21 protein-coding genes are annotated in these 20,515 nt (G+C 71.8%); 5 read left to right on the forward strand and 16 right to left on the reverse strand.

All coding sequences use genetic code 11. The features are described from left to right. Positions 1–4 precede the first annotated feature (4 nt). Together KM427_RS13725 and KM427_RS13730 are read left to right on the forward strand one after the other, a co-directional pair. Positions 5–352, forward strand: a complete 348-nt coding sequence (locus KM427_RS13725; RefSeq protein WP_183594587.1) for a DUF3099 domain-containing protein — start codon at positions 5–7, stop codon at positions 350–352. 129 nt (positions 353–481) lie between these two features. Next, positions 482–709 (forward strand): acetone carboxylase, encoded by a 228-nt coding sequence (locus tag KM427_RS13730; protein ID WP_215524218.1) that lies wholly within the window; start codon positions 482–484, stop codon positions 707–709. 37 nt (positions 710–746) lie between these two features. Here the strand turns inward: KM427_RS13730 and moaA are convergent, their stop codons facing one another. Beyond that, a complete protein-coding gene (gene moaA / locus KM427_RS13735; RefSeq protein ID WP_502887136.1) occupies positions 747–1,736 on the reverse strand; it encodes a GTP 3',8-cyclase MoaA in 990 nt (329 codons plus the stop codon). An 84-nt stretch (positions 1,737–1,820) separates the two neighbouring features. Between moaA and KM427_RS13740 the strand changes: the two genes are divergently transcribed. After that, positions 1,821–2,822 (forward strand): SURF1 family cytochrome oxidase biogenesis protein, encoded by a 1,002-nt coding sequence (locus tag KM427_RS13740; protein WP_215524220.1) that lies wholly within the window; start codon positions 1,821–1,823, stop codon positions 2,820–2,822. 156 nt (positions 2,823–2,978) lie between these two features. On the opposite strand, the gene KM427_RS13745 is transcribed toward KM427_RS13740, so the two are convergent. The 3 genes from KM427_RS13745 to KM427_RS13755 are packed head-to-tail and all read right to left on the reverse strand — an operon-like array spanning position 2,979 to position 7,282. After that, positions 2,979–4,856 (reverse strand): ABC transporter ATP-binding protein, encoded by a 1,878-nt coding sequence (locus KM427_RS13745; protein WP_215524221.1) that lies wholly within the window; start codon positions 4,854–4,856, stop codon positions 2,979–2,981. 13 nt (positions 4,857–4,869) lie between these two features. Then, the gene (locus KM427_RS13750; RefSeq protein WP_215524222.1) at positions 4,870–5,646 is read right to left on the reverse strand and encodes an enoyl-CoA hydratase/isomerase family protein; all 777 of its coding nucleotides are present in this window, start codon (positions 5,644–5,646) and stop codon (positions 4,870–4,872) included. 37 nt (positions 5,647–5,683) lie between these two features. Beyond that, positions 5,684–7,282, reverse strand: coding sequence for an ABC-F family ATP-binding cassette domain-containing protein (locus KM427_RS13755; RefSeq protein ID WP_215524223.1), 1,599 nt, complete (start codon positions 7,280–7,282; stop codon positions 5,684–5,686). A gap of 213 nt (positions 7,283–7,495) precedes the next feature. Here KM427_RS13755 and ypfJ point away from each other — a divergent pair, with 213 nt between their 5' ends. Continuing rightward, on the forward strand, positions 7,496–8,422 hold the full coding sequence (gene ypfJ, locus KM427_RS13760) for a KPN_02809 family neutral zinc metallopeptidase (RefSeq protein WP_215524224.1): 927 nt from the start codon (positions 7,496–7,498) through the stop codon (positions 8,420–8,422). 180 nt (positions 8,423–8,602) lie between these two features. Here ypfJ and KM427_RS13765 read toward each other — a convergent pair whose 3' ends face one another. From KM427_RS13765 to KM427_RS13780, 4 genes are read right to left on the reverse strand one after another with little or no spacing between them, the layout of a single operon-like run. Further along, positions 8,603–9,511 carry a phosphotransferase gene (locus KM427_RS13765; protein ID WP_215524225.1) on the reverse strand — a complete coding sequence of 303 codons (909 nt, stop codon included), beginning with the start codon at positions 9,509–9,511 and terminating at the stop codon, positions 8,603–8,605. Positions 9,512–9,521: 10 nt separating this feature from the next. Continuing rightward, positions 9,522–11,093 (reverse strand): ABC transporter permease, encoded by a 1,572-nt coding sequence (locus KM427_RS13770; RefSeq protein ID WP_215524226.1) that lies wholly within the window; start codon positions 11,091–11,093, stop codon positions 9,522–9,524. Further along, positions 11,090–12,007 carry an ABC transporter ATP-binding protein gene (locus tag KM427_RS13775; RefSeq protein WP_183594571.1) on the reverse strand — a complete coding sequence of 306 codons (918 nt, stop codon included), beginning with the start codon at positions 12,005–12,007 and terminating at the stop codon, positions 11,090–11,092. The genes KM427_RS13770 and KM427_RS13775 overlap by 4 nt, the downstream gene beginning before the upstream one ends. Before the next feature lie 24 nt (positions 12,008–12,031). Further along, on the reverse strand, positions 12,032–12,637 hold the full coding sequence (locus tag KM427_RS13780; RefSeq protein WP_215524227.1) for an acVLRF1 family peptidyl-tRNA hydrolase: 606 nt from the start codon (positions 12,635–12,637) through the stop codon (positions 12,032–12,034). Positions 12,638–12,694: 57 nt separating this feature from the next. Here KM427_RS13780 and KM427_RS13785 point away from each other — a divergent pair, with 57 nt between their 5' ends. Beyond that, positions 12,695–13,615: a hypothetical protein gene (locus KM427_RS13785; protein ID WP_215524228.1), complete on the forward strand. Its 921-nt coding sequence runs from the start codon at positions 12,695–12,697 to the stop codon at positions 13,613–13,615. 142 nt (positions 13,616–13,757) lie between these two features. Here the strand turns inward: KM427_RS13785 and KM427_RS13790 are convergent, their stop codons facing one another. The 8 genes from KM427_RS13790 to KM427_RS13825 all read right to left on the reverse strand — a co-directional run bounded on the left by KM427_RS13790 (position 13,758) and on the right by KM427_RS13825 (position 20,509). Further along, the gene (locus tag KM427_RS13790) at positions 13,758–14,036 is read right to left on the reverse strand and encodes a metal-sulfur cluster assembly factor (protein ID WP_246391445.1); all 279 of its coding nucleotides are present in this window, start codon (positions 14,034–14,036) and stop codon (positions 13,758–13,760) included. A 97-nt stretch (positions 14,037–14,133) separates the two neighbouring features. After that, positions 14,134–14,586 (reverse strand): Fe-S cluster assembly sulfur transfer protein SufU, encoded by a 453-nt coding sequence (sufU, locus tag KM427_RS13795; protein ID WP_183594814.1) that lies wholly within the window; start codon positions 14,584–14,586, stop codon positions 14,134–14,136. A 2-nt stretch (positions 14,587–14,588) separates the two neighbouring features. Further along, positions 14,589–15,860, reverse strand: coding sequence for a cysteine desulfurase (locus KM427_RS13800; RefSeq protein ID WP_215524229.1), 1,272 nt, complete (start codon positions 15,858–15,860; stop codon positions 14,589–14,591). 1 nt (position 15,861) lies between these two features. Next, positions 15,862–16,623: a Fe-S cluster assembly ATPase SufC gene (gene sufC / locus KM427_RS13805; protein WP_183594562.1), complete on the reverse strand. Its 762-nt coding sequence runs from the start codon at positions 16,621–16,623 to the stop codon at positions 15,862–15,864. A gap of 76 nt (positions 16,624–16,699) precedes the next feature. Beyond that, positions 16,700–17,047, reverse strand: a complete 348-nt coding sequence (locus tag KM427_RS13810) for a non-heme iron oxygenase ferredoxin subunit (RefSeq protein ID WP_215524230.1) — start codon at positions 17,045–17,047, stop codon at positions 16,700–16,702. Beyond that, positions 17,044–18,222, reverse strand: a complete 1,179-nt coding sequence (sufD, locus tag KM427_RS13815) for a Fe-S cluster assembly protein SufD (RefSeq protein ID WP_343057985.1) — start codon at positions 18,220–18,222, stop codon at positions 17,044–17,046. Before sufD ends, KM427_RS13810 begins: the two co-directional genes overlap by 4 nt. Before the next feature lie 149 nt (positions 18,223–18,371). Beyond that, complete coding sequence (gene sufB / locus KM427_RS13820; protein ID WP_183594556.1) at positions 18,372–19,790, reverse strand: Fe-S cluster assembly protein SufB; 1,419 nt, start codon at positions 19,788–19,790, stop codon at positions 18,372–18,374. Continuing rightward, the gene (locus KM427_RS13825; RefSeq protein ID WP_215524231.1) at positions 19,790–20,509 is read right to left on the reverse strand and encodes a helix-turn-helix transcriptional regulator; all 720 of its coding nucleotides are present in this window, start codon (positions 20,507–20,509) and stop codon (positions 19,790–19,792) included. Before KM427_RS13825 ends, sufB begins: the two co-directional genes overlap by 1 nt. Positions 20,510–20,515: the final 6 nt, after the last annotated feature.

The raw sequence follows: 20,515 nt of genomic DNA on the forward strand, positions 1-20,515 counted from the left end.
AGCAATGGCCCGGGACCTGCGCCGGCACGGCGCGCGTCATGACGACGAGGCCGTCCGGATCACCACGGCCGCACCCAGTCGCGACGTCGACATCGCTGCTCGTCAGCGCCGCTACGTCGTGTCCATGGCGATCCGGACCGTCTGCTTCGTGGCCGCGATCGCGGTCGGCCCCGGCGTGCTCCGGTGGGTGCTGGTCGCCGCGGCCCTGCTGCTGCCGTACGTCGCGGTCGTGATGGCCAACGCGGGCGAGACGAAGGACGAGAGCCTCGGCCTGCCGGACCAGCAGTACGTGCGCGAGCTCGACGCGGGGCCGGAGGACGACACTCCGGGCGCGGAACACCCTCATCCTTGACTTCACCCGAGCGGGTGAACAGAATCCGAGGCGCGAGTCGGGTCTCCCCCGTCCTGGCTCGTCGTGGTGCCGGACGGCTTCCCCCGTGGCTGTCTGGCACCACTTCTCTTTCCAGGAGGCGACCCGATCGTGACCGACGCTGCCGCGCCCGACCTCTGCTCGGCCAAGGGCTGTCAGGCGACCGCCGTGTGGCAGTTGCAGTGGAACAACCCCAAGATCCACACGCCCGACCGGCGCAAGGTCTGGCTCGCCTGCGACGAGCATCGACAGTCGCTCTCGGACTTCCTCACCGCGCGGCAGTTCCTCAAGGACGTCGTACCGCACGACTCGGCCGGGTCGGCCGGGTCGGCCGGCTGAGGCCGGTGCCGACACCCGCGAGAGGCGGACGACCCACTCAGCCGCCGATCGCGGACATCGGGCGGTCGGGCTGCAGGAACGACGGGTCGTCGATCCCGTGCCCGGCGCGCTTGCCGCGCATCGCCACGATCCAGCGATCGGCGATCTCGTCGTCGGTGGCACCATCGCGCAGCGCCGACCGCAGGTCGGACTCCTCCCGCGCGAACAGGCAGTTGCGCACCTGACCGTCGGCGGTCAGCCGCACCCGGTCGCAGTCGCCGCAGAAGGGGCGGGTGACCGAGGCGATCACGCCGACGGTGCCCGGGCCGCCGTCGACATGGAAGAGCTCGGCCGGCGCACTCCCCCGCGGCTCCTCGACGGGCGTCAGCGTGAACTCCGACTCCAGGGTCGCGAAGATCTCCTCGGCGGTGATCATCCCCTCGCGGGACCAGCCGTGCTGGGCGTCCAGCGGCATCTGCTCGATGAACCGGAGCTGATAGCCCTCGGCCAGCGCCCACCGCAACAGCTCCGGAGCCTCCCGGTCGTTGATGCCGCGCATCAGCACGGCGTTCACCTTGACCGGTCCGAGGCCGGCGGCGCGGGCCGCCTCGAGGCCGGCGAGCACGTCGTGGAGCCGGTCGCGACGGGTGATCGCCAGGAAGCTCTCGGGGCGGATGCTGTCGAGGCTGACGTTGACCCGGTCGAGCCCGGCCTCGGCGAGTGCGGCCGCGGTGCGGGCGAGGCCGAGCGCGTTGGTCGTCAACGACGTCTCGACGCCGAGCTCGTGGGTACGCCGCACGATGTCGACGAGACCGCGGCGTACCAGCGGCTCGCCTCCGGTGAAGCGCACCTCGCGGATGCCGAGCAGGTCGACCCCGACCCGGACCAGCCGGACGACCTCGTCGTCGGTGAGCACGGAGTCGTCGGGCAACCAGTCGAGCCCCTCCGCGGGCATGCAGTAACTGCAGCGCAGGTTGCACCGGTCGGTGAGCGAGACCCGCAGGTCGGTCGCCACCCGACCGTAGCGATCCTCGAGGCGGCGTGTCATCACCATCACAGTCTAGGTGGACCGCCCTCGACGTGAACCCGGGGCGCTGGCGGTCGGCGTGGCCCGGCCGGTTAGCCTCGGGTGGTGCGATCGTGGCGGTTCCTGCTCAGCCGACGGTGGCTGCTCTTCGGCGCCGTCGTGGTGCTGCTGTGCTACGGCGCCTGGTGGCTCGGCCAGTGGCAGTTCCACCGCCTCGACGAGCGCAAGGCCAGCAACGCCGTGGTGCGTGCCAACGAGGACCGCGCGCCGTCCCCCGTCGGCGAGGTGCTGGCGCCGGGGCGGGGCGTCGCCGAGGACGACGAGTGGCGCCAGGTCATCGCGACCGGCACCTACGACGCCGACAACACGGTGATCGTGCGCTACCGCACCCGCGACGGTCAGTCGGGCATCGACGTCGTCGTCCCGCTCCGGACCAGCGACGGCAGCACGCTCCTGGTCGACCGCGGCTGGATGGCCTCCGACAACGAGGGTGCCGGCCCTGACGACGTGCCCGCGGCGCCGACCGGCGAGGTCACCGTCGAGGGCTGGGTCCGAGCCGACGCCACCGGCGACAGCACCGCGGTCAACGGCCACTCGACGCGCGCCATCTCCAGCGCGCAGATCGGCCCGGCCATCGGCACGGAGGTGTACGGCGGCTTCGTGGTGCTCGAGTCCGAGGACGGCGAGCCGGCCGCGGGCCTCGAGCCGGTCGAGCTGCCCGAGCTGAACAACGGGCCGCACTTCTTCTACGGCCTCCAGTGGTGGTTCTTCGGCGTGTTCGCCGTCTTCGGGTTCGGCTACCTCGCCTGGGACGAGCGCCGCGGCCACCGCACCGAGCCGGCCGACGGCGAGGCGGCCGCGGACGAGCCGGACCCGACGGAGGGCGAACGCAAGCGCAAGCGCGCCGCGAAGAGCGCCCAGAAGCAGAAGGTGAAGGCGGCCTACCAGCGGGCCTACGCCGCCGAGCGGGCCGCCCGCGAGGCCCGTCGCGACGCCCAGCAGGCGACCACGCCGGCCGGGCCGTCCGCCGGCGACCGGCCCGGGAGCCAAGCCGCCGACCAGGGCACGAGCACCGCGACCGGGTCGAGTTCCTCGGGTACGCCGTAGCGCGCTCCGTCTTGCCGCCTGTGGATGGGCGCGCGTCGCTTCATCAAGGGATGAAGGTCGACCCGCGCCCACCCCGGTGAGCTCGGCCAGGGATGCGCGCCTTCGCCCTCATCCCTTGATGAAACCCCGGCCGACGGGCGACCGACCCCGAGTCGGCTACACCGGCACCGACGGGTCGGCGATGAACTGGGTCCGGTAGAGGTCGGCGTAGAGCCCGCCCTCGGCGAGCAGCCGGGCGTGGGTGCCGCGCTGAACGATGCGGCCGCCGTCGACGACGAGGATCTGGTCGGCGTCGCGGACGGTGGAGAGCCGGTGGGCGATGACGAGCGACGTTCGCCCCTCCAGGGCCGCGTCGAGCGCCCGCTGCACGGCGGCCTCGGACTCGCTGTCGAGGTGGGCGGTCGCCTCGTCGAGCACGACGATCGCCGGCGCCTTGAGCAGCAGGCGGGCGATCGCCAGGCGCTGCCGCTCGCCGCCGGAGAGCCGGTAGCCGCGGTCGCCCACGACCGTGTCGAGTCCGTCGGGGAGCGCGCGCACCAAGGTGGCGACCTGGGCGGCGTCGAGCGCGTCCCAGATCTCGGGGTCGGTGGCGGCCGGCCGGGCGTAGAGCAGGTTCGCCCGGATCGTGTCGTGGAACATGTGGGCGTCCTGGGTGACGTACCCGACGGCGTCCTCGAGCGAGTCGAGGGTGACGTCGCGGACGTCGTGGCCGCCGACCCGCACCGCGCCCCGGTCGACGTCGTAGAGCCGCGCCACGAGGTGGGTGATGGTGCTCTTGCCGGCGCCGGACGGGCCGACCAGGGCGACCATCTCGCCGGGGGCGGCGGTGAAGGAGATGTCGGAGAGCACCTGGCCGCTGTCCCGGCTGTCGGTGCGCGCGACCACCTCGAGCGAGGCCAGCGAGACGGCGTCGGCACTGGGGTAGCCGAACGCCACGCGGTCGAACTCGAGGCGCCCCGCGGAGGGCGGCAGCACGACGGCGTCCGGCCGCTCCTGGACCAGCGACGGCAGGTCGAGCACCTCGAAGACCCGCTCGAAGCTGACCAGTGCGGTCATCACGTCGATCCGCACGTTGGAGAGCCCCTGCAGCGGGCCGAGCAGCCGGACCAGCAGCGTCGCCAGCGCGAGCAGCGTGCCGACGGTGAGAGCACCGTCGAGGGCGAGGTGGCCGCCCACGCCGTACACCAGTGCGGTCGCTAGCGCGGGCACGGCGAGCATCGCGGCCATGAAGACCCGCTGGATCAGCGCGATGCGCACGCCGAGGTCGCGCACCACGGCGGCCTTGGTGGCGAAGACGCGGTCCTCCTCCTCACGACGGCCGAACAGCTTGAGCAGCATCGCGCCGCCGACGTTGAAGCGCTCGGTCATCGCGTTGCCGAGATCGGCGTTGCCGTCCATCTGGGTGCGGGTCAGCCCGGCCAGCCGGTTGCCGACCCAGCGCGAGGAGAGGTAGAGCAGCGGGAAGAGCACCAGGCACAGCAGGGTGATCTGCCAGCTCAGCGCAACCATCGCGATGCCGACGACGACCACCGAGATCGCGTTCGAGACGGTGCCCGAGAGCGTCGAGGTGAACGCGCGCTGGGCACCGATCACGTCGTTGTTGAGACGGGAGACCAGGGCACCGGTCTGGGTACGCGTGAAGAACGCCAGTGACTGGCGCTGGACGTGCCCGAACACCTCGGTGCGCAGGTCGTAGATCAGACCCTCCCCGATGCGCGAGGAGAGCCAGCCGACCAGCACCGTCAGCAGGGCGTCGAGGATCGCGACGGCCGCCATCGCCAGGGCGAGCTCGGTGACCAGCGCGCCGTCGCCGGCGAGGATGCCGTCGTCGACGATCCTCTGCACCAGCAGGGGCGAGACCACGACGAGTCCCGCGTCGACCACGGTCAGGAGCAGGAAGAGCGCGATCGGCCGGCGGTGCGGGAGGGCGTAGCCGAGCACGCGACGCACCGTGCCGCGAGCGAGCCGCTGCTGCGTCGCGCTGCGGTCGGCGCGCATGGCCCGGAACGCGGGCCCCATGCTCATCCCCGACATGTCCCCTCCTTCGTCAGCCGGCCAGCTCCCGGAACCTCCGCGTCTGCGCCTCCCGCTCCAGCCGGCGCTGGTCGTCGAGGCTGCGGTCGGCGGCGCCCTGGAGCAGTGCCTTGGTCTCGCTCACCGCGCCGGCCATCGGCGCGGACAGGGCCCCGGCGAGGTCCGCCACGGTCGCCTCCAGCTCGGTGGCGGGGACGGCGGTCAGCGCGAGCCCGATCTGCACGGCCTCCTGCGCCCCCACCGTCCGCGCCGTGGCGCAGATCTCCAGAGCCCTGGCATAGCCAACGCACTCGACCAGCGGCTTTGTTCCCGTCAGGTCGGGCACCAGGCCGAGGGCGACCTCCTTCATGCACAGCTGGGCGTCGTCGGCGAGCACCCGCAGGTCGCAGGAGAGCGCGAGCTGCAGGCCCGCGCCGATGGCGTGGCCCTGCACCGCGGCGATCGACACGAACCGCGGGTCACGCAGGAACGTGAAGCCCTGCTGGTAGGCGTCGATGGTGGCCGACACCTCCTCGTCGGAGAGCGCGAGCAGCCCGGCGACCGACTCCGCGCCCGAGGTGTTGCCCGGGTCGAGCATGGTCCGGTCCAGGCCGGCCGAGAACGACCGCCCCTCCCCCTTCACCACCACGACGCGTACGTCGGCGGGCAGCGCACGGCCGAGGTCGGCGAGCGCGCGCCACATCGCAGGCGTCTGGGCGTTGCGCACGTCGGGCCGGTGCAGCGTGATCGTCGCGACCGGCCCGGCCACGTCGTACCTCAGCCCGGCCGCCAGGAGGGTGTCTGCGTCCATGGCCGCACCTTAGACCTGGCCACAGACCTGGCCACCCTCAGGCGAGCGAGACCAGGTCGGCGTACTCGGCGTTCCAGAGATCCTCGACACCGTCGGGCAGGATCAGCACCCGGTCGGGCTCGAGCGCGAACACCGCGCCCTCGTCGTGGGTGACCAGCACGATCGCGCCCTCGTAGCTGCGGATCGCCGCCAGCACCTCCTCGCGGGAGGCGGGGTCCAGGTTGTTGGTGGGCTCGTCGAGCAGCAGCACGTTGGCGCTGGAGACGACGAGGCTGGCCAGTGCCAGCCGGGTCTTCTCGCCGCCGGAGAGCACCTGCGCGGGCTTGTGCGCGTCCTCGCCGGAGAAGAGGAACGAGCCGAGCACCGAGCGGGCCTCGGTGTCGGTGAGCTGGGGCGCCGCGCTCTGCATGTTCTCGAGCACGGTGCGGTCGACGTCGAGCGTCTCGTGCTCCTGCGCGTAGTAGCCGATCTTGAGCCCGTGCCCCGGGACCACCTGGCCGGTGTCCGCCTGGTCGATGCCCGCGAGGATGCGCAGCAGCGTGGTCTTGCCCGCGCCGTTGAGGCCGAGGATGACCACGCGCGAGCCCTTGTCGATCGCGAGGTCGACGTCGGTGAAGACCTCGAGCGAGCCGTAGGACTTCGACAGCTCGGCCGCGGTGAGCGGGGTCTTGCCGCACGGCGCGGGCTTGGGGAAGGCGATCCGCGCGACCTTGTCGGCCTGCCGCTCGCCCTCGACGCCCGCCATCAGCCGCTCGGCGCGCTTCAGCATGTTCTGGGCCGCGGTCGCCTTGGTGGCCTTGGCGCGCATCTTGTTGGCCTGGTCGGTGAGCGTCTTGGCCTTGTTCTCGGCGTTCATCCGCTCGCGCTTGCGGCGCTTCTCGTCGGTCTCGCGCTGCTGGAGGTAGGCCTTCCAGCCCATGTTGTAGACGTCGATCTCGGCGCGGTTGGCGTCGAGGTGGAGCACCTTGTTGACGGTCTCCTCGAGCAGGCCGGTGTCGTGGCTGATCACGATCAGGCCGCCCTTGTGGGCCTTGAGGAAGTCGCGCAGCCACAGGATCGAGTCGGCGTCGAGGTGGTTGGTCGGCTCGTCGAGGAGCAGCGTCTCGGCGCCGGAGAAGAGGATGCGGGCGAGCTCGACGCGGCGGCGCTGACCGCCGGAGAGCGTCCTGAGCGGCTGGCCGAGGAGCCGGTCCTCGATGCCGAGACTGTGTGCGATCTGAGCGGCCTCCGACTCCGCGGCGTAGCCGCCACCGGCGTGCAGCTCGGCGTCCGCCCGCTCGTAGCGGCGCATCGCCTTCTCGCGGACCTTGGGATCGTCACTGGCCATCTGGGCCTCCGCCAGCCGGAGCCGGCGTACGGCGTCGTCGAGGCCGCGCGCGGAGAGGATCCGGTCGCGGGCGAGCACCTCGGGGTCGCCGATCCGCGGGTCCTGGGGCAGGTACCCGACCTCGCCGTTGGTCTGCACGCTGCCCGCTGCGGGCAGCGCCTCGCCCGCGAGGATCTTGGTGAGCGTCGTCTTGCCGGCGCCGTTGCGGCCGACCAGGCCGACCTTGTCGCCGGCGGCGACCCGGAAGCTGACGTTCTCCATGAGCAGGCGCGCCCCCGCTCGGACCTCGAGCTGGTGGGTGGTGATCATCCGGGGTCCCCGCGGAAGAGTGAGGTGGCGGAGCGAAGCTTCGGGGTCCCTGCGCGCTTGTGACGGAGGAGCGAAGCGGAGGAGCCGCAAGCTCGTGGGATGAAGCGTTGCGGGGGAACCTCGCGACTCTGTGGGGTGAGGATCATGTCTGGGCAATCCTAGGCGGGAGTAGCGTCCTGTCTGACATCGGCGGCTCGGCTGTGGAGCGTGGTCATGCGGTTCAACCCGAAGGCACGGCTGGACACGCGGCGTACGTCGGACGCCGGCCGGGGTGCCGGAGGTCGCGCGGCCGGTCGCTCGGGCGGGATCCCGATCCCGGGTGGGCTGGCTGGCGGCGGCGTGGGCGGGCTGCTCGTGGTCCTGGTGATCGTCGGGCTAAGCATGGTCCTCGGCGGCGGCGACTCCCCCACGGCGTACGACACCGGCCGGATGGCCGACACCGACCGCTATGCCTCCTGCGAGACCGGCGACGACGCGAACCGGTCGGCCGACTGCGCCCGGGTCGCCGTCGAGAACTCCCTCTACGACTACTGGTCCTCGACGCTGCCGGAGCAGTCGGCGACGGCGTTCACGCCCGAGAGGTCGCTGCGGACCTTCTCCGGTGCGGTGTCGACGGGCTGCGGCTCGGCGTCCGCCGACGTCGGGCCGTTCTACTGCCCCGTCGACCAGACGATCTACCTGGACACGACGTTCTTCGCCGACGTGCTCCAGGACCGGCTGGCCGGGCCGTCGGGCGCGTTCGTGGAGCCGTACGTGCTCGCCCACGAGTACGGCCACCACGTCCAGAACCTGCTCGGCACGATGGGGCGGGTCAGGACGCAGCAGGGTGCCCGCAGCGACGCCGTGCGCCTCGAGCTCCAGGCCGACTGCTACGCCGGCATGTGGGCCGGGTCTGCCACCGGCACCCAGGACGCCCAGGGCGCCGTGCTCATCTCCGATCTGACCCGCCAGGACGTCGAGCAGGCGATCGCGGCCGCCACCGCCGTCGGCGACGACCGGATCCAGTCCGCCTCCGGCGGCCAGGTCGACCCGGACTCCTGGACCCACGGCTCAGCGCAGCAGCGGGTCGAGTGGTTCACCCGCGGCTACCGGGAGGGCACCCTCGACGCGTGCGACACGTTCGCGCCTGGGGCTTTGTGAGGGGCTGCCGCGATAGTCCGTCACGTTCTGGTCGTCGACCCCGCCCTCGAGCAACCGATTCGTGACGGACTATCCCGATGCTTGCGCTAACCCGACGCCTGCGGTCCGAGCGATAGTCCGTCACGTTCTGGTCGACCATCCCGCCCTCGAACAACCGATTCGTGACGGACTATCCCGATCTCAGCCCTGCACCAACGCCTCGATGTGCGGGAACTGCCGCTGCAGCGCGCGCAGGTACGGCGCGACCGCGGGGTGGCGGAACTTCCCGGCGAGCGCACCCTCGCCGCGGGCGGCCCGGGCCAGCGCCCACTCCGCCCGGTTCAGCACCGTGTAGACGGTGGTCACCCGCGCGCCGAGCATGACCTCCTCCCGGGTGGCCAGGCCGCCGGGCAGCCCCAACAGGTAGGCGTCGACGAGCGGCTCCAGCTCCTCGCGGGCGGCCAGGGCGAAGTAGCCGAGGTCGGCGCCGACCGGGCCGGTGCCGAGGGTCGCCCAGTCGATCGCGACGACGTCGTCCGCCGACCGGCCGAGCAGGTTGGCGGGTACGGCGTCGCCGTGCTGCGGCACCTGCACCAGCGCGTCGACGGCGCCCAGCAGCTCGACGCGACGCGACCACAGGTGGTCGGCGACGTCGGCGACCGTCGTCCGGGCGAGGGTCTGCCAGCCGCCGGACCGCTCGACCCGGGTCAGCCGGTCGCGCAGCTGGTTGCGAGCCAGCCAGGGCGCGGGAGCGAGCTGCGCTCCGGCGAAGCGGCCGAGGGCGTGCGCGCAGAACAGCCCGCTGCTCGAGGCGTCCTCGACCCACTCCTGGGTGATCGTGATGCCGGAGGCGTCCTCCTCAACCGCCCCCAGCCGCGGCCCCCGCAGCCCGGGTGTGTCGTCGACCGTGCCGACCGCGACCACGTCGGCCGCGCGCCGCCAGTAGGCGAAGTGCCGCGGGTCGGACAGCTCGTCGGGGTCCCCGGGGGTCGGCGCGGCGAGTCGTTTGACCGCCACGGGCTGGTCGCCGACGACCGTCCTCCAGACACCAACCGTGGACGCGCCGCTGCCGCCGGGCAGCGGGTGCCACCCGGGTTCGGGCTGCCACATGCTGGGCACGCTAGTGCACGTCGCGCCACCGGAAGGCCAGTTGGCCCGCGACACTCAGGGCGACGGCGACCAGGGCGACGCCGACGAGCGCCGCCCAGTCGACGTCCTGGGCCGGGACCAGCGCGAGATGCTCGAACGGCGAGACGTCCTGGACCCACTGTGGGATCGACAGCAGGTCGCCGAACAGCATCACGACCGCGGCCAGGACCAGGGGCAGCCACGCGACCACCATCAGGCGGGGCGAGACGCCGTACAGGAGCCGGGCGACGCCGCTGAGCACGAGCACCGCCGGGGCGTACTGGAGCAGCGGCACGGACAGGTGCCAGAGCTCGTCGGAGGTGCCGGTGACCAGCGAGTAGCCGACCGCCAGCCCGACCCCGGCGGCGGCGAGCGCCGCAGCCGTGCCGGCGACCGTCATCGCCACATGCGCGAGCAGCCATCGCGAGCGCGGGAGCGCGGTCGCCAGCACCACCTCGAGGTGCCCGTCGTCCTCCTCGCCGCGCGGACGCAGCGTCGAGGAGATCGCGAAGCCGCAGACGATCAGTGCGAGCATGATCATCGAGGTCGCGTAGAAGCCCTCGACGATGTCGCTGCTGCCCTGCAGGAACATCTCCTGGGACGTCTCGGAGTCGCCGACGAGGTCCGAGACGTCGTTGCCCATCGACCCGTACACCAGGCCGAGCGCGAACATGCCCGCCGTCCAGCTGAGCATCGGTGCGCGCTGCAACCGCCACGCGAGTCCGAAGCCGCCCGAGAGCGTCGTCGGCGCGCGCGGCGGGCCCGGACGCGCGGCCAGCACGCCCGAGCCGTAGTCGCGGCCCACGAACAGCCGGTAGGCGACCGTGGCCGCGGCCGCCGTGCCCGCGACCAGGAGCAGCGCCGGCCACCAGCGCAGGCCGGAGAAGGGGTGCATGGCCTGGTACCAGCCGATCGGCGACAGCCAGCTCGCCACGCCGTTCCCGACGTCGCCGACCGCGCGCAGCACGTAGGAGACCGCGATGACGATGCCGGCGACGCCGTACGTCGCGCGCGTGCTCGTGGTCAGCTGGGCGGCCACCAGGGCGGTCGCGGAGAAGAACCAGCCGCACAGGGTCAGGCCGACGCCGGTGCCGATCGAGTCCGCGACCGCGAGCCCGTAGAGCACCAGGCTGCCCGCCACCAGCACGCCGAGGAGCACGTTGGCGATCGCCGCGGCGACCAGAGCCGCCGTGGTCGGTGCGAGGCGACCGACCGCCGTGGCTCGGAGCAGCTCGTCGCGCCCGGTCTCCTCCTCGGCGCGGGTGTGTCGCCCGACGATGAACATGCTCATCAGCCCCGCGACGATCGCGCCGAACGCGGACGCCTGCCAGAACACCTGGCCGCCGGTGGTGTTGAGCGCCCGGGCGGGCCCGGCCATCGCGATGAAGGCCGCGTTGCCCTCCATGCTCGCCGCCGCGCGGTCGAACTCCGCCTGGGTGGCGTAGAGGTCGTCGACGCTCACCGCCTGGCTGACGTAGAGGAGCATGGTGCCCAGGCCCCACCACAGCAGCATCCAGCGGTCGCGGCGCAGGAAGAGCCGCAGGAACGACGCCCAGCCGGTCACGACTCCTCTCCCGGGGCGTCGTCGACCCGGTCGCCGTAGTGCCGCAGGAACAGCTCCTCGAGCGTGGGCGGCTGGCTGGTCAGCGTGCGCACCCCACTCCTGACCAGGACGCCGAGCGCGGGGTCGAGCTGGGCGGTGTCGACCTGGAACCGGACCCGGGTGCCCTCGACGACCAGGTCGTGTACGCCGGGGACGCCGTCGAGCCCGTCGACGTGGCGCTCGAGCTCGGCGCTCACCGACGTGCGGGTCAGGTGCCGGAGGTCCGCGAGCGTGCCGCTCTCGACCACGCGGCCGGACCGGATGATGCTGACGCGGTCGCCGAGCTCCTCGACCTCGGCCAGGATGTGGCTGCTGAGCAGCACGGCGTGGCCCCGGTCGCGGAAGGCGTCGACGTAGCGCCGGAAGACCGCCTCCATCAGCGGGTCGAGCCCCGACGTCGGCTCGTCGAGCACCAGCAGGTCGACGTCGGAGGCGAGCGCGGCGACGAGTGCGACCTTCTGCCGGTTGCCCTTCGAGTAGGCCCGGCCCTTCTTGGTCGGATCGAGCTCGAACGCCGCGATCAGCTCGGCGCGGCGCCGCTCGTCGACGCCGCCGCGGAGCCGGCCGAGCAGGTCGATCACCTCGCCGCCGGTGAGGTTCGGCCAGAGGTTGACGTCACCGGGCACGTAGGCGAGCCGTCGGTGCAGCTCGGCCGCCTGTCGCCACGGGTCGCCGCCGAAGAGGCGGACCTCGCCGCCGTCCTTGCGCAGCAGGCCGAGCACCACGCGGATCGTCGTGGACTTGCCGGCCCCGTTGGGCCCGAGGAAGCCGTGCACCTCCCCCGCCCGCACCTCGAGGTCCAGCCCGTCGAGGGCGCGCACGCTCCCGAACGTCTTCACCAGACCGCTGATCTCGATGACGCGCTCGTCGGTCACGCACCGACGGTACCGCCGCCCGGATCAGGCGTTGTGGACCTCGACCCGGGCCGCGCACGCGTCGGACACGGCCTGCTCCAGGACACCTCGCTTCGGATCGGGTACGGCGAGCCACGGGCCGACCACGCCCAGGCCGCGCAGCCGGGGGTCGGCGAGCACCTCGTCGACCGCGACATGGTCTCCCCCGGCCACCACCGGCCCGGCGAGGCCGGCCAGCACGCGCGCGGCGTGGTCCGCCGCCGCCTCGAACGCCTGCCGCGCCTGGTTGTCGCGGCGCCGGGCGAACCGCTGCTGGCTCTGTCCGCCCGCCTTCGTGCGGCCCTGGACGTGGCGCTGACCGACCTTGCTGTCGGTGGTGGTCAGGCCGCGCAACCGGGCGATCGCGAACCCGCCCTTGCGCACCAGCAGCACGCCCCAGTCGTCGGGGGCGCCGACCGCGGCGGCGAAGGACGACGCTTCAGGCGGCCCGACGTACGGCGCGTCGAAGGGCAGCCGGGCCGTGAAGGTGGACCGGTCGGCCGCGGAGCCCGTCAGGGCGCCGTCGACGACCCCCAGCGAGGTGTCTCCGTGACGCTGGGTGAAGTTCTCGACCCAACGGACCAGTCGCGACGCGGGTACGAGCACCTCCACGGGCCCGACGCTATCCGGTCGGCGGAACCGATCGCGGGTCGGGCGCGTACAACCCTCATGGCCAGCGAACCCGACCCGTCCGGCACCGACGACCGCTCCCGGCGTTCCCGCCGTCGGGCGGCCGGCATCGCGGCCGCCGCGGTCGCGGTCTGCGCGGTCGGCGCCGCAGCCCTGGCGAACGGGGCGTCGGCGCCGTCCGGCCCGGCCGAGGCGCCACCGACAGCGACCGCGGCAGCCACCCCACCGCCTCTCGCCGTACCGCCGTCCGGGTCCGGCGGCACGCCGCCGCCCGTCGTGGTGCGCGGCGACGGTCCCCAGGCCGAAGCCTGGCAGGGGTCCTACTGCTGGGGCACCCGCTGCGTCGACATGATCTCCCCGCCATGGGACGAGCTGCCGGTCCTCGGCGCCGTGGCCCGGGCCGAGGCGGGCTTCGCGGACGTCGGCGCCACCTGGTCGGTGAGCCTCCTGGGCGAGCGCCGGTGCGCCGTCTACCCGGTGCTGCTCACCCCGACGGGCGACGGCCGGTACGACCTGACCCCCAGCGGGCCGGGCGGCGAGTACCAGGTCTCGCTCTTCGTCCAGCCGTCTGCCGGCGGCGACACCTCAGGCGCCGTTGCCCCGATGTCGTGGGCGCACCTGCACCAGAACGGTCCGTACGAGGGCGGCAGTGGCACCGTGCAGGTGGTGCTCGACGGTGCCGCGGTCGACGGCGCGGTCGGCGGAACGGTGAGCGTGACCGGCTCCGAGCGCTCCGAGACCTTCGACCTGCGCGTCGGCGACCAGGGCTGCGCCGGCGACCGCTACGTCCTGCTCACCGCGCGCGGGGTCGTGGACGCCGAGGTCGACGGGCTCGGTGACGGCCCCTTCAGGTACGACGTGGACGTCGTCGTCGACGGGGCCCACCACCGGGCCCGGGCGACGTCGACGGCCGGCGCCGAGGACACCCCGCTCAGGTTCGAGCCGGCCCCGCCCCGCTGAGGGTCGGCGGGGCCGCGGGTTTCGGCTGCCAGCAGCCGAAACCCGCACGACATGCCGGGCCGGCACGGCGTGTCGTGCGGGGCCTGGCTGTCAGCAGCCGAAACCCGCACGAGCCCGAAGCGGGCGAGCCGCCCGTCGCGGCTCAGACGTTGAAGCCGAGGGCGCGCAGTTGCTCGCGGCCGTCCTCGGTGATCTTGTCCGGGCCCCACGGGGGCATCCAGACCCAGTTGATCAGGACATCGTTGACCAGGCCCTCCAGGGCGCCGTTGGTCTGGTCCTGGATCACGTCGGTGAGCGGGCAGGCGGCCGAGGTGAGCGTCATGTCGATGACGACGTTGGTGTCCTCGTCGACGTGCACGCCGTAGACGAGGCCGAGGTCGACGACGTTGATGCCCAGCTCGGGGTCGACGACGTCCTTCATCGCCTCGGTGACGTCGTCGACGGTGACGGTGGAGGTGGCCACGCCACCGGTGGCCTCGGGGACCTCGGGGAGGTCGCCGTGGTCGATCGAACCAGTGTCAGACATCGGATTCCTCCTGGGCTCGGACGAGAGCGTCTTGGTAAGCCATCCACGACAGTAGTGCGCACTTGATGCGAGCCGTCAGCTTGGCGGCCCCGGCGAAGGCGATCGCGTCCTCGAGGACATCCTCGTCGGGCTCGACCTGGCCCTTGCCGCGCATCATCTCGAGGAACGCGTCGTGGATCGGCTTCGCCTCCGCGACCGTCTTGCCGATCAGCAGCTCGGTCATCACCGAGGCCGACGCCGACGAGATCGAGCAGCCCTGGTTGTCGTAGGAGATGTCGCGGATGACATCGCCCTCCAGGTGCAGCCGCAGCGTGACTTCGTCGCCGCAGGTCGGGTTGACGTGGTGGACCTCGGCCTCGAACGGCTCGCGCAGCCCGGCGTTCAGCCGGCGCTTCGCGTGGTCGAGGATGATGTCCTGGTAGAGCGAGTCGAGTTCGTGGCTCATCATCAGCCCAACTTGAAGTACGAGCGGGTGTATTCCAGGCCGTCGACGAGCGCGTCGATCTCGGCGGGCGTCGTGTAGAGGTACGACGACATCCGGGTCGAGCTCTGCACGCCGAAGCGGGCGTGCGCGGGCTTCGCGCAGTGGTGGCCCGCGCGCACGGCGACGCCGCGCGAGTCGAGCACCTGCGCCACGTCGTGCGGGTGCACGCCGTCGAGCTCGAACGAGATCGCGCCCCCGCGCTCGGCCGCGTCGAGCGGGCCGAGCACGGTCAGGCCGCGGACGGTCTGCAGGCCCTCGAGGGCGTACGCCGTGATCGCCTGCTCGTGGCGGTGGATCGCGTCCATGCCGATGTGCGAAAGGTAGTCGACCGCCGCGCCCAGGCCCACGGCCTCGACGATCGGCGGGGTGCCGGCCTCGAACTTGTGCGGGATCCCGGCGTACGTCGAGCCCTCCATCCGCACGGTCTCGATCATCTCGCCGCCGCCGAGGAAGGGCGGCAGCTGCTCGAGCAGCTCGCGCCGGCCCCACAGCACGCCGATGCCGGTCGGGCCGACCACCTTGTGGCCGGTGAAGACCACGACGTCGGCGCCGCACGCGACCACGTCGACCGGCAGCTGCGGCGCGGCCTGCGAGGCGTCGAGCACGACGATCGCGCCGACCTCGTGGGCCCGGCGGGCGATCTCGGCGACCGGGTTGATGGTGCCGAGCATGTTCGAGACCCAGGTCAGCGTGACGACCTTGGTGCGCTCGGAGATCAGCTCGTCGATGTTCGCCAGGTCGAGGTGGCCGTCGTCGGTGATGCCGAACCACTTCAGCGTCGCGCCGGTGCGCTCGGTGAGCAGCTGCCACGGCACGATGTTGGAGTGGTGCTCCATCTCGGTGGTGACGACCACGTCGCCCTCGCCGACCCGCAGCGGCCCCTGCGCCCACGCGAGGGTGTTCGCGACCAGGTTCAGCGCCTCGGAGGCGTTCTTGGTGAAGATCACCTCATCGCGGCTGGGCGCGTTGAGGAACGCCGCCACCCGGTCGCGGCCGCCCTCGAACGCCTCGGTCGACTCCGCGCCCAGGGCGTGCATCGCCCGGGCGACGTTCGCGTTGTGACGCTCGAGGTGATCGACCATCGTGTCGATGACCACCTGCGGCTTCTGGGAGGTGTTCGCGCTGTCGAGATAGACCAGCGGCAGGCCGCCCGCGACCGTGCGCTCCAGGATCGGGAAGTCGGCGCGGATCACCTCCAGTTCGGGGAGGAGGCCGGCCAGCTGGGTCGTGGTCATGTCAGACCGCCGCCCCGGCGAGGTACTTCTCGTAGCCCTCGGCCTCGAGCTGCTCCGCGAGCTCGGCACCGCCGGACTCGGCCACGCGGCCGGCCACGAACACGTGCACGTAGTCGGGCTGGATGTAGCGCAGGATGCGGGTGTAGTGGGTGATCAGCAGGACCCCCTTGCCCTCCTGGCCGCGGAACCGGTTGACGCCCTCGGAGACGATCTTGAGCGCGTCGATGTCGAGGCCGGAGTCGGTCTCGTCGAGGATCGCGACCTTCGGGTTCAGCAGCTCGAGCTGGGCGATCTCGTGGCGCTTCTTCTCCCCGCCGGAGAAGCCCTCGTTGACCGAGCGCTGCGAGAACGTCGGGTCGAGGTCGAGGTGGCCGAGGGCGGCGTTGACGTCCTTGACCCAGGTGCGCAGCTTCGGGGCCTCACCGTCGATGGCGGTCTTGGCGGTGCGCAGGAAGTTGGCGACGGAGACGCCGGGCACCTCGACGGGGTACTGCATCGCCAGGAACAGGCCGGCGCGGGCCCGCTCGTCGACGGACATCTGGAGGACGTCCTCGCCGTCGAGCGTCACCGAACCGCCGGTCACGGTGTACTTCGGGTGCCCGGCGACCGAGTAGGCGAGCGTCGACTTGCCCGAGCCGTTGGGGCCCATGATCGCGTGCGTCTCGCCGTCCGCGATCGTCAGGGTGACGCCCTTGAGGATCTCCTTCGGACCGTCCTCGGTCTCGACCGAGACGTGCAGGTCCTTGATCTCCAACACACTCATGCGTGTCCTCGCTTCGCTCCGGGCACGCACGAGGCACCGTGCGCACTGACTTGAATGATGAGTTCGCTTCGCTCACTCATGAAGGGGTGACTCCGTTCAGGGTGGTCGTGGTGTCGACGAAGACCTCGTCCCCGCGGATCTCGACGGGGAAGGTCGCGACTGGTTCGGTGGCCGGCAGGCCGGTGGGCTTGCCGGTGCGCAGGTCGAAGCGGGAGCCGTGCAGCCAGCACTCGACCGTGCAGTCGGCGACCTCGCCCTCGCTCAGCGGGACCGCGGCGTGGGTGCAGAGGTCCTGGACGGCGAAGAACTCGTCGACGCCGGAGTCGCTGCAGCGGGCGATCGCGATCTCGTACTCCCCGATCGTGACGCCGAGCGCCTCGTCGGTGGGCACCTCGCTGGTCGCACAGGCGCGCTCGTAGCTCACGATGCGTCCTCCTGCAGCAGGTTCTTCGCCAGCTCGGCCTCGACGGTCTCGAGCAGCTTCTCCTCGATCGACGGGATGCCGACCTTGCGGATCAGGTCGTTGAAGAAGCCGTGCACGACCAGCCGGTGCGCCTCCTTCTCCGAGACGCCCCGGGAGCGGAGGTAGAAGAGCTGCTGGTCGTCGAAGCGGGCGGTCGCCGACGCGTGGCCCGCGCCCTCGATCTCACCGGTCTCGATCTCGAGGTTCGGCACCGAGTCGGCCTGGCAGCCGTCGGAGAGCACCAGGTTGCGGTTCTCCTCGTAGGTCTCGATGCCCTCGGCGACCTTGCGGATCAGCACGTTGCCGATCCAGACCGTGTGGGCGCCCTCGCCCTGCAGCGCGCCCTTGTAGAGGACGTGGCTCTTGGTCCTCGGGGCGGTGTGGTCGGCGAAGAGCCGGTGCTCCAGGTGCTGGCCCTCGTCGGCGAAGTAGAGGCCGAGCAGCTCGGCGTCGCCGCCGGGACCGGCGTACTCGACGTTGGCGTTCATCCGCACCAGGTCGCCGCCGAAGGAGATCGAGGTGTGCTTGATCGTGGCGTCGCGGCCGACCCGGATCGCGTCGCGGCCGAGGTGCACGGCGTCGTCGTCCCAGTCCTGCAGGGACAGGATGTTCGCGACCGCGCCGTCGCCGATCAGCGCCGTGGTCAGCGCGGAGTAGCGCGCCGAGCCGGTGTGCACGATCACGATCGTCGCCTGCGCGTGGCGGCCCACCCGGATCAGCAGGCGGCCCCAGACCAGGTCGTCGACCGACTCGCCGTGCAGGCGCAGCACGATCGGCTCGGCCACCTCGGCCTCCGCGGGCACGTCGAGCAGCAGCGCACCGCCGGCATGCGCGGCGGCCAGCGCCGACGGCCGGTCGTTGGGCGCCAGCTCGCCGAGCTCGCGGGCCTCGGCGTCGCCGACCTCGGTGAGCGTCACACCCGCCGGGAGCGTCGTCTCCCAGGTCAGCGCCGCCGCCGACGCCTCGCCGTCGAGGATGCCGCGCAGCCGCTTGAGCGGCGTGAAGCGCCAGATCTCCTCGCGGCCGGTCGGGACCGGGTGGTCCGCCAGGTCGTACGACGCGGGCGGGTTGAGGTGGCTCTCCACCCGGTCCTGCTCCAGGGAGGCAGCCACGCTCTCGCGGGCAGTGTCGGTCACAGTCACTAGGTCTGCTTTCTTCGTTTCCGATCGTGGTGGTGGTTTCGAGGCTCAGGCCTGGCGGCCTTCACGCCTCAACCACCGTGACGGTGGTTGAGGCGTGAGGCGCGCCAGCGCCGAACCTCGAAACCACCCGGCTGCGGCTGCCGTCAGCCGACCGCGCCTTCCATCTGCAGCTCGATCAGGCGGTTGAGCTCGAGGGCGTACTCCATCGGCAGCTCCTTCGCGATCGGCTCCACGAAGCCGCGGACGATCATCGCCATGGCCTCGTCCTCCTCCATGCCGCGCGACATGAGGTAGAAGAGCTGGTCGTCGGAGACCTTCGAGACGCTCGCCTCGTGGCCCATCGACACGTCGTCCTCGCGGATGTCGACGTAGGGGTAGGTGTCGGAGCGGCTGATCTGGTCGACGAGCAGCGCGTCGCACAGCACGTTGGACTTCGAGCCGTGGGCGCCCTCGTTGACCTGGATCAGGCCGCGGTACGACGTACGCCCGCCGCCGCGCGCCACCGACTTCGACAGGATCGAGCTCGAGGTGTGCGGCGCGGCGTGCACCATCTTGGCGCCGGCGTCCTGGTGCTGCCCCTCGCCCGCGAACGCGATCGAGAGCGTCTCGCCCTTGGCGTGCTCGCCCATCAGGTAGACGGCGGGGTACTTCATCGTCACCTTGGAGCCGATGTTGCCGTCGACCCACTCCATGGTGGCGCCGGCCTCGCAGGTCGCCCGCTTGGTGACGAGGTTGTAGACGTTGTTCGACCAGTTCTGGATGGTCGTGTAGCGGCAGCGGCCGCCCTTCTTCACGATGATCTCGACGACCGCGGAGTGCAGCGAGTCGGAGCTGTAGATCGGCGCCGTGCAGCCCTCGACGTAGTGCACGTAGGCGTCCTCGTCGACGATGATCAGGGTCCGCTCGAACTGGCCCATGTTCTCGGTGTTGATCCGGAAGTAGGCCTGCAGCGGGATGTCGACGTGCACGCCCGGCGGCACGTAGATGAAGGAGCCACCCGACCACACCGAGGTGTTGAGCGCGGCGAACTTGTTGTCGCCGACCGGGATGACGGTGCCGAAGTACTCCTTGAAGAGGTCCTCGTGCTCCTTCAGCGCGGTGTCGGTGTCGAGGAAGAGGACGCCCTTCTCCTCGAGGTCCTCGCGGATCGAGTGGTAGACGACCTCCGACTCGTACTGCGCGGCGACGCCCGCGACCAGGCGCTGCTTCTCCGCCTCGGGGATGCCGAGCCTGTCGTAGGTGTTCTTGATGTCCTCGGGGAGCTCCTCCCACGAGGTCGCCTGCTTCTCGCTGGAGCGGACGAAGTACTTGATGTTGTCGAAGTCGATCGTCGACAGGTCCGAGCCCCAGGTCGGCATCGGCTTGCGGTCGAAGAGCTTGAGGCCCTTCAGGCGCAGGTCGAGCATCCACTGCGGCTCGTTCTTCTTGCCGGAGATGTCGCGGACGACGGCCTCGTTGAGCCCGCGCTGGGCGGACGCGCCGGCCACGTCGGGGTCGGCCCAGCCGAACTCGTAGCGGCCGATGCCCTGGAGCTCCGGGTTGAGTTCTTCGATCGAGGTCATCAGCTGACCCGCTCCTTCTTCTTGTCGGTGTCCGTGGGCACGTCGGTGATCGGTACGTCGGGGATGCAGGTGGTGCAGACCCCGTCGCCGTGGGCGATGGTGGCCAGACGCTGCACGTGCCGCCCGAGGACCTTGCTGATCGCCTCGGTCTCGGCCTCGCACAGCTGGGGGAACTCGTGGGCGACGTGCGAGACCGGACAGTGCTGCTGGCACAGCTGCTCCCCGATCGGCAGGTCGCGGACCGCCGCGGCGTACCCCTCGTCGCTGAAGATCTTCGCCAGCACCTCGGCCGAGCCGAGGTCGGGGTGCTCGGCGCGGATCCCGTCGAACCGCTCCTCGATGAACGCCACGCGGCGAGCGGCGAACTCCCGGACCGCCTGCTCGCCGCCGGTCTCGGCGACGAACCGGAGCGCCTGCACGGCGAGGTCGTCGTACTGCTGGTCGAAGCCCTCGCGGCCGACCTCGGTCAGCGCGAAGACCTTGGCCGGACGGCCCCGGCCCCGGGTGGTCTGGGAGCGCGGCTCGCGCGCCTCGACGTCACCCTCCTCGAGCAGCTGGTCGAGGTGGCGGCGGACCGCCGCCGGGGTGAGGTCGAGCCGCTCGGCGAGTGCCGCCGCGGTCGAGGGTCCGTTGACGAGGATCGACCACACGACGCGCTGCCGCGTCGGCTGGTCGGGTCCGACTCCCCCATCCCTGGGGAGCGCCTCGTCGAATTCCACAACGTC

Source organism: Nocardioides sp. LMS-CY, assembly GCF_018732145.1.
In the GTDB taxonomy this organism is placed as follows: Bacteria; Actinomycetota; Actinomycetes; order Propionibacteriales; family Nocardioidaceae; genus Nocardioides; species Nocardioides soli.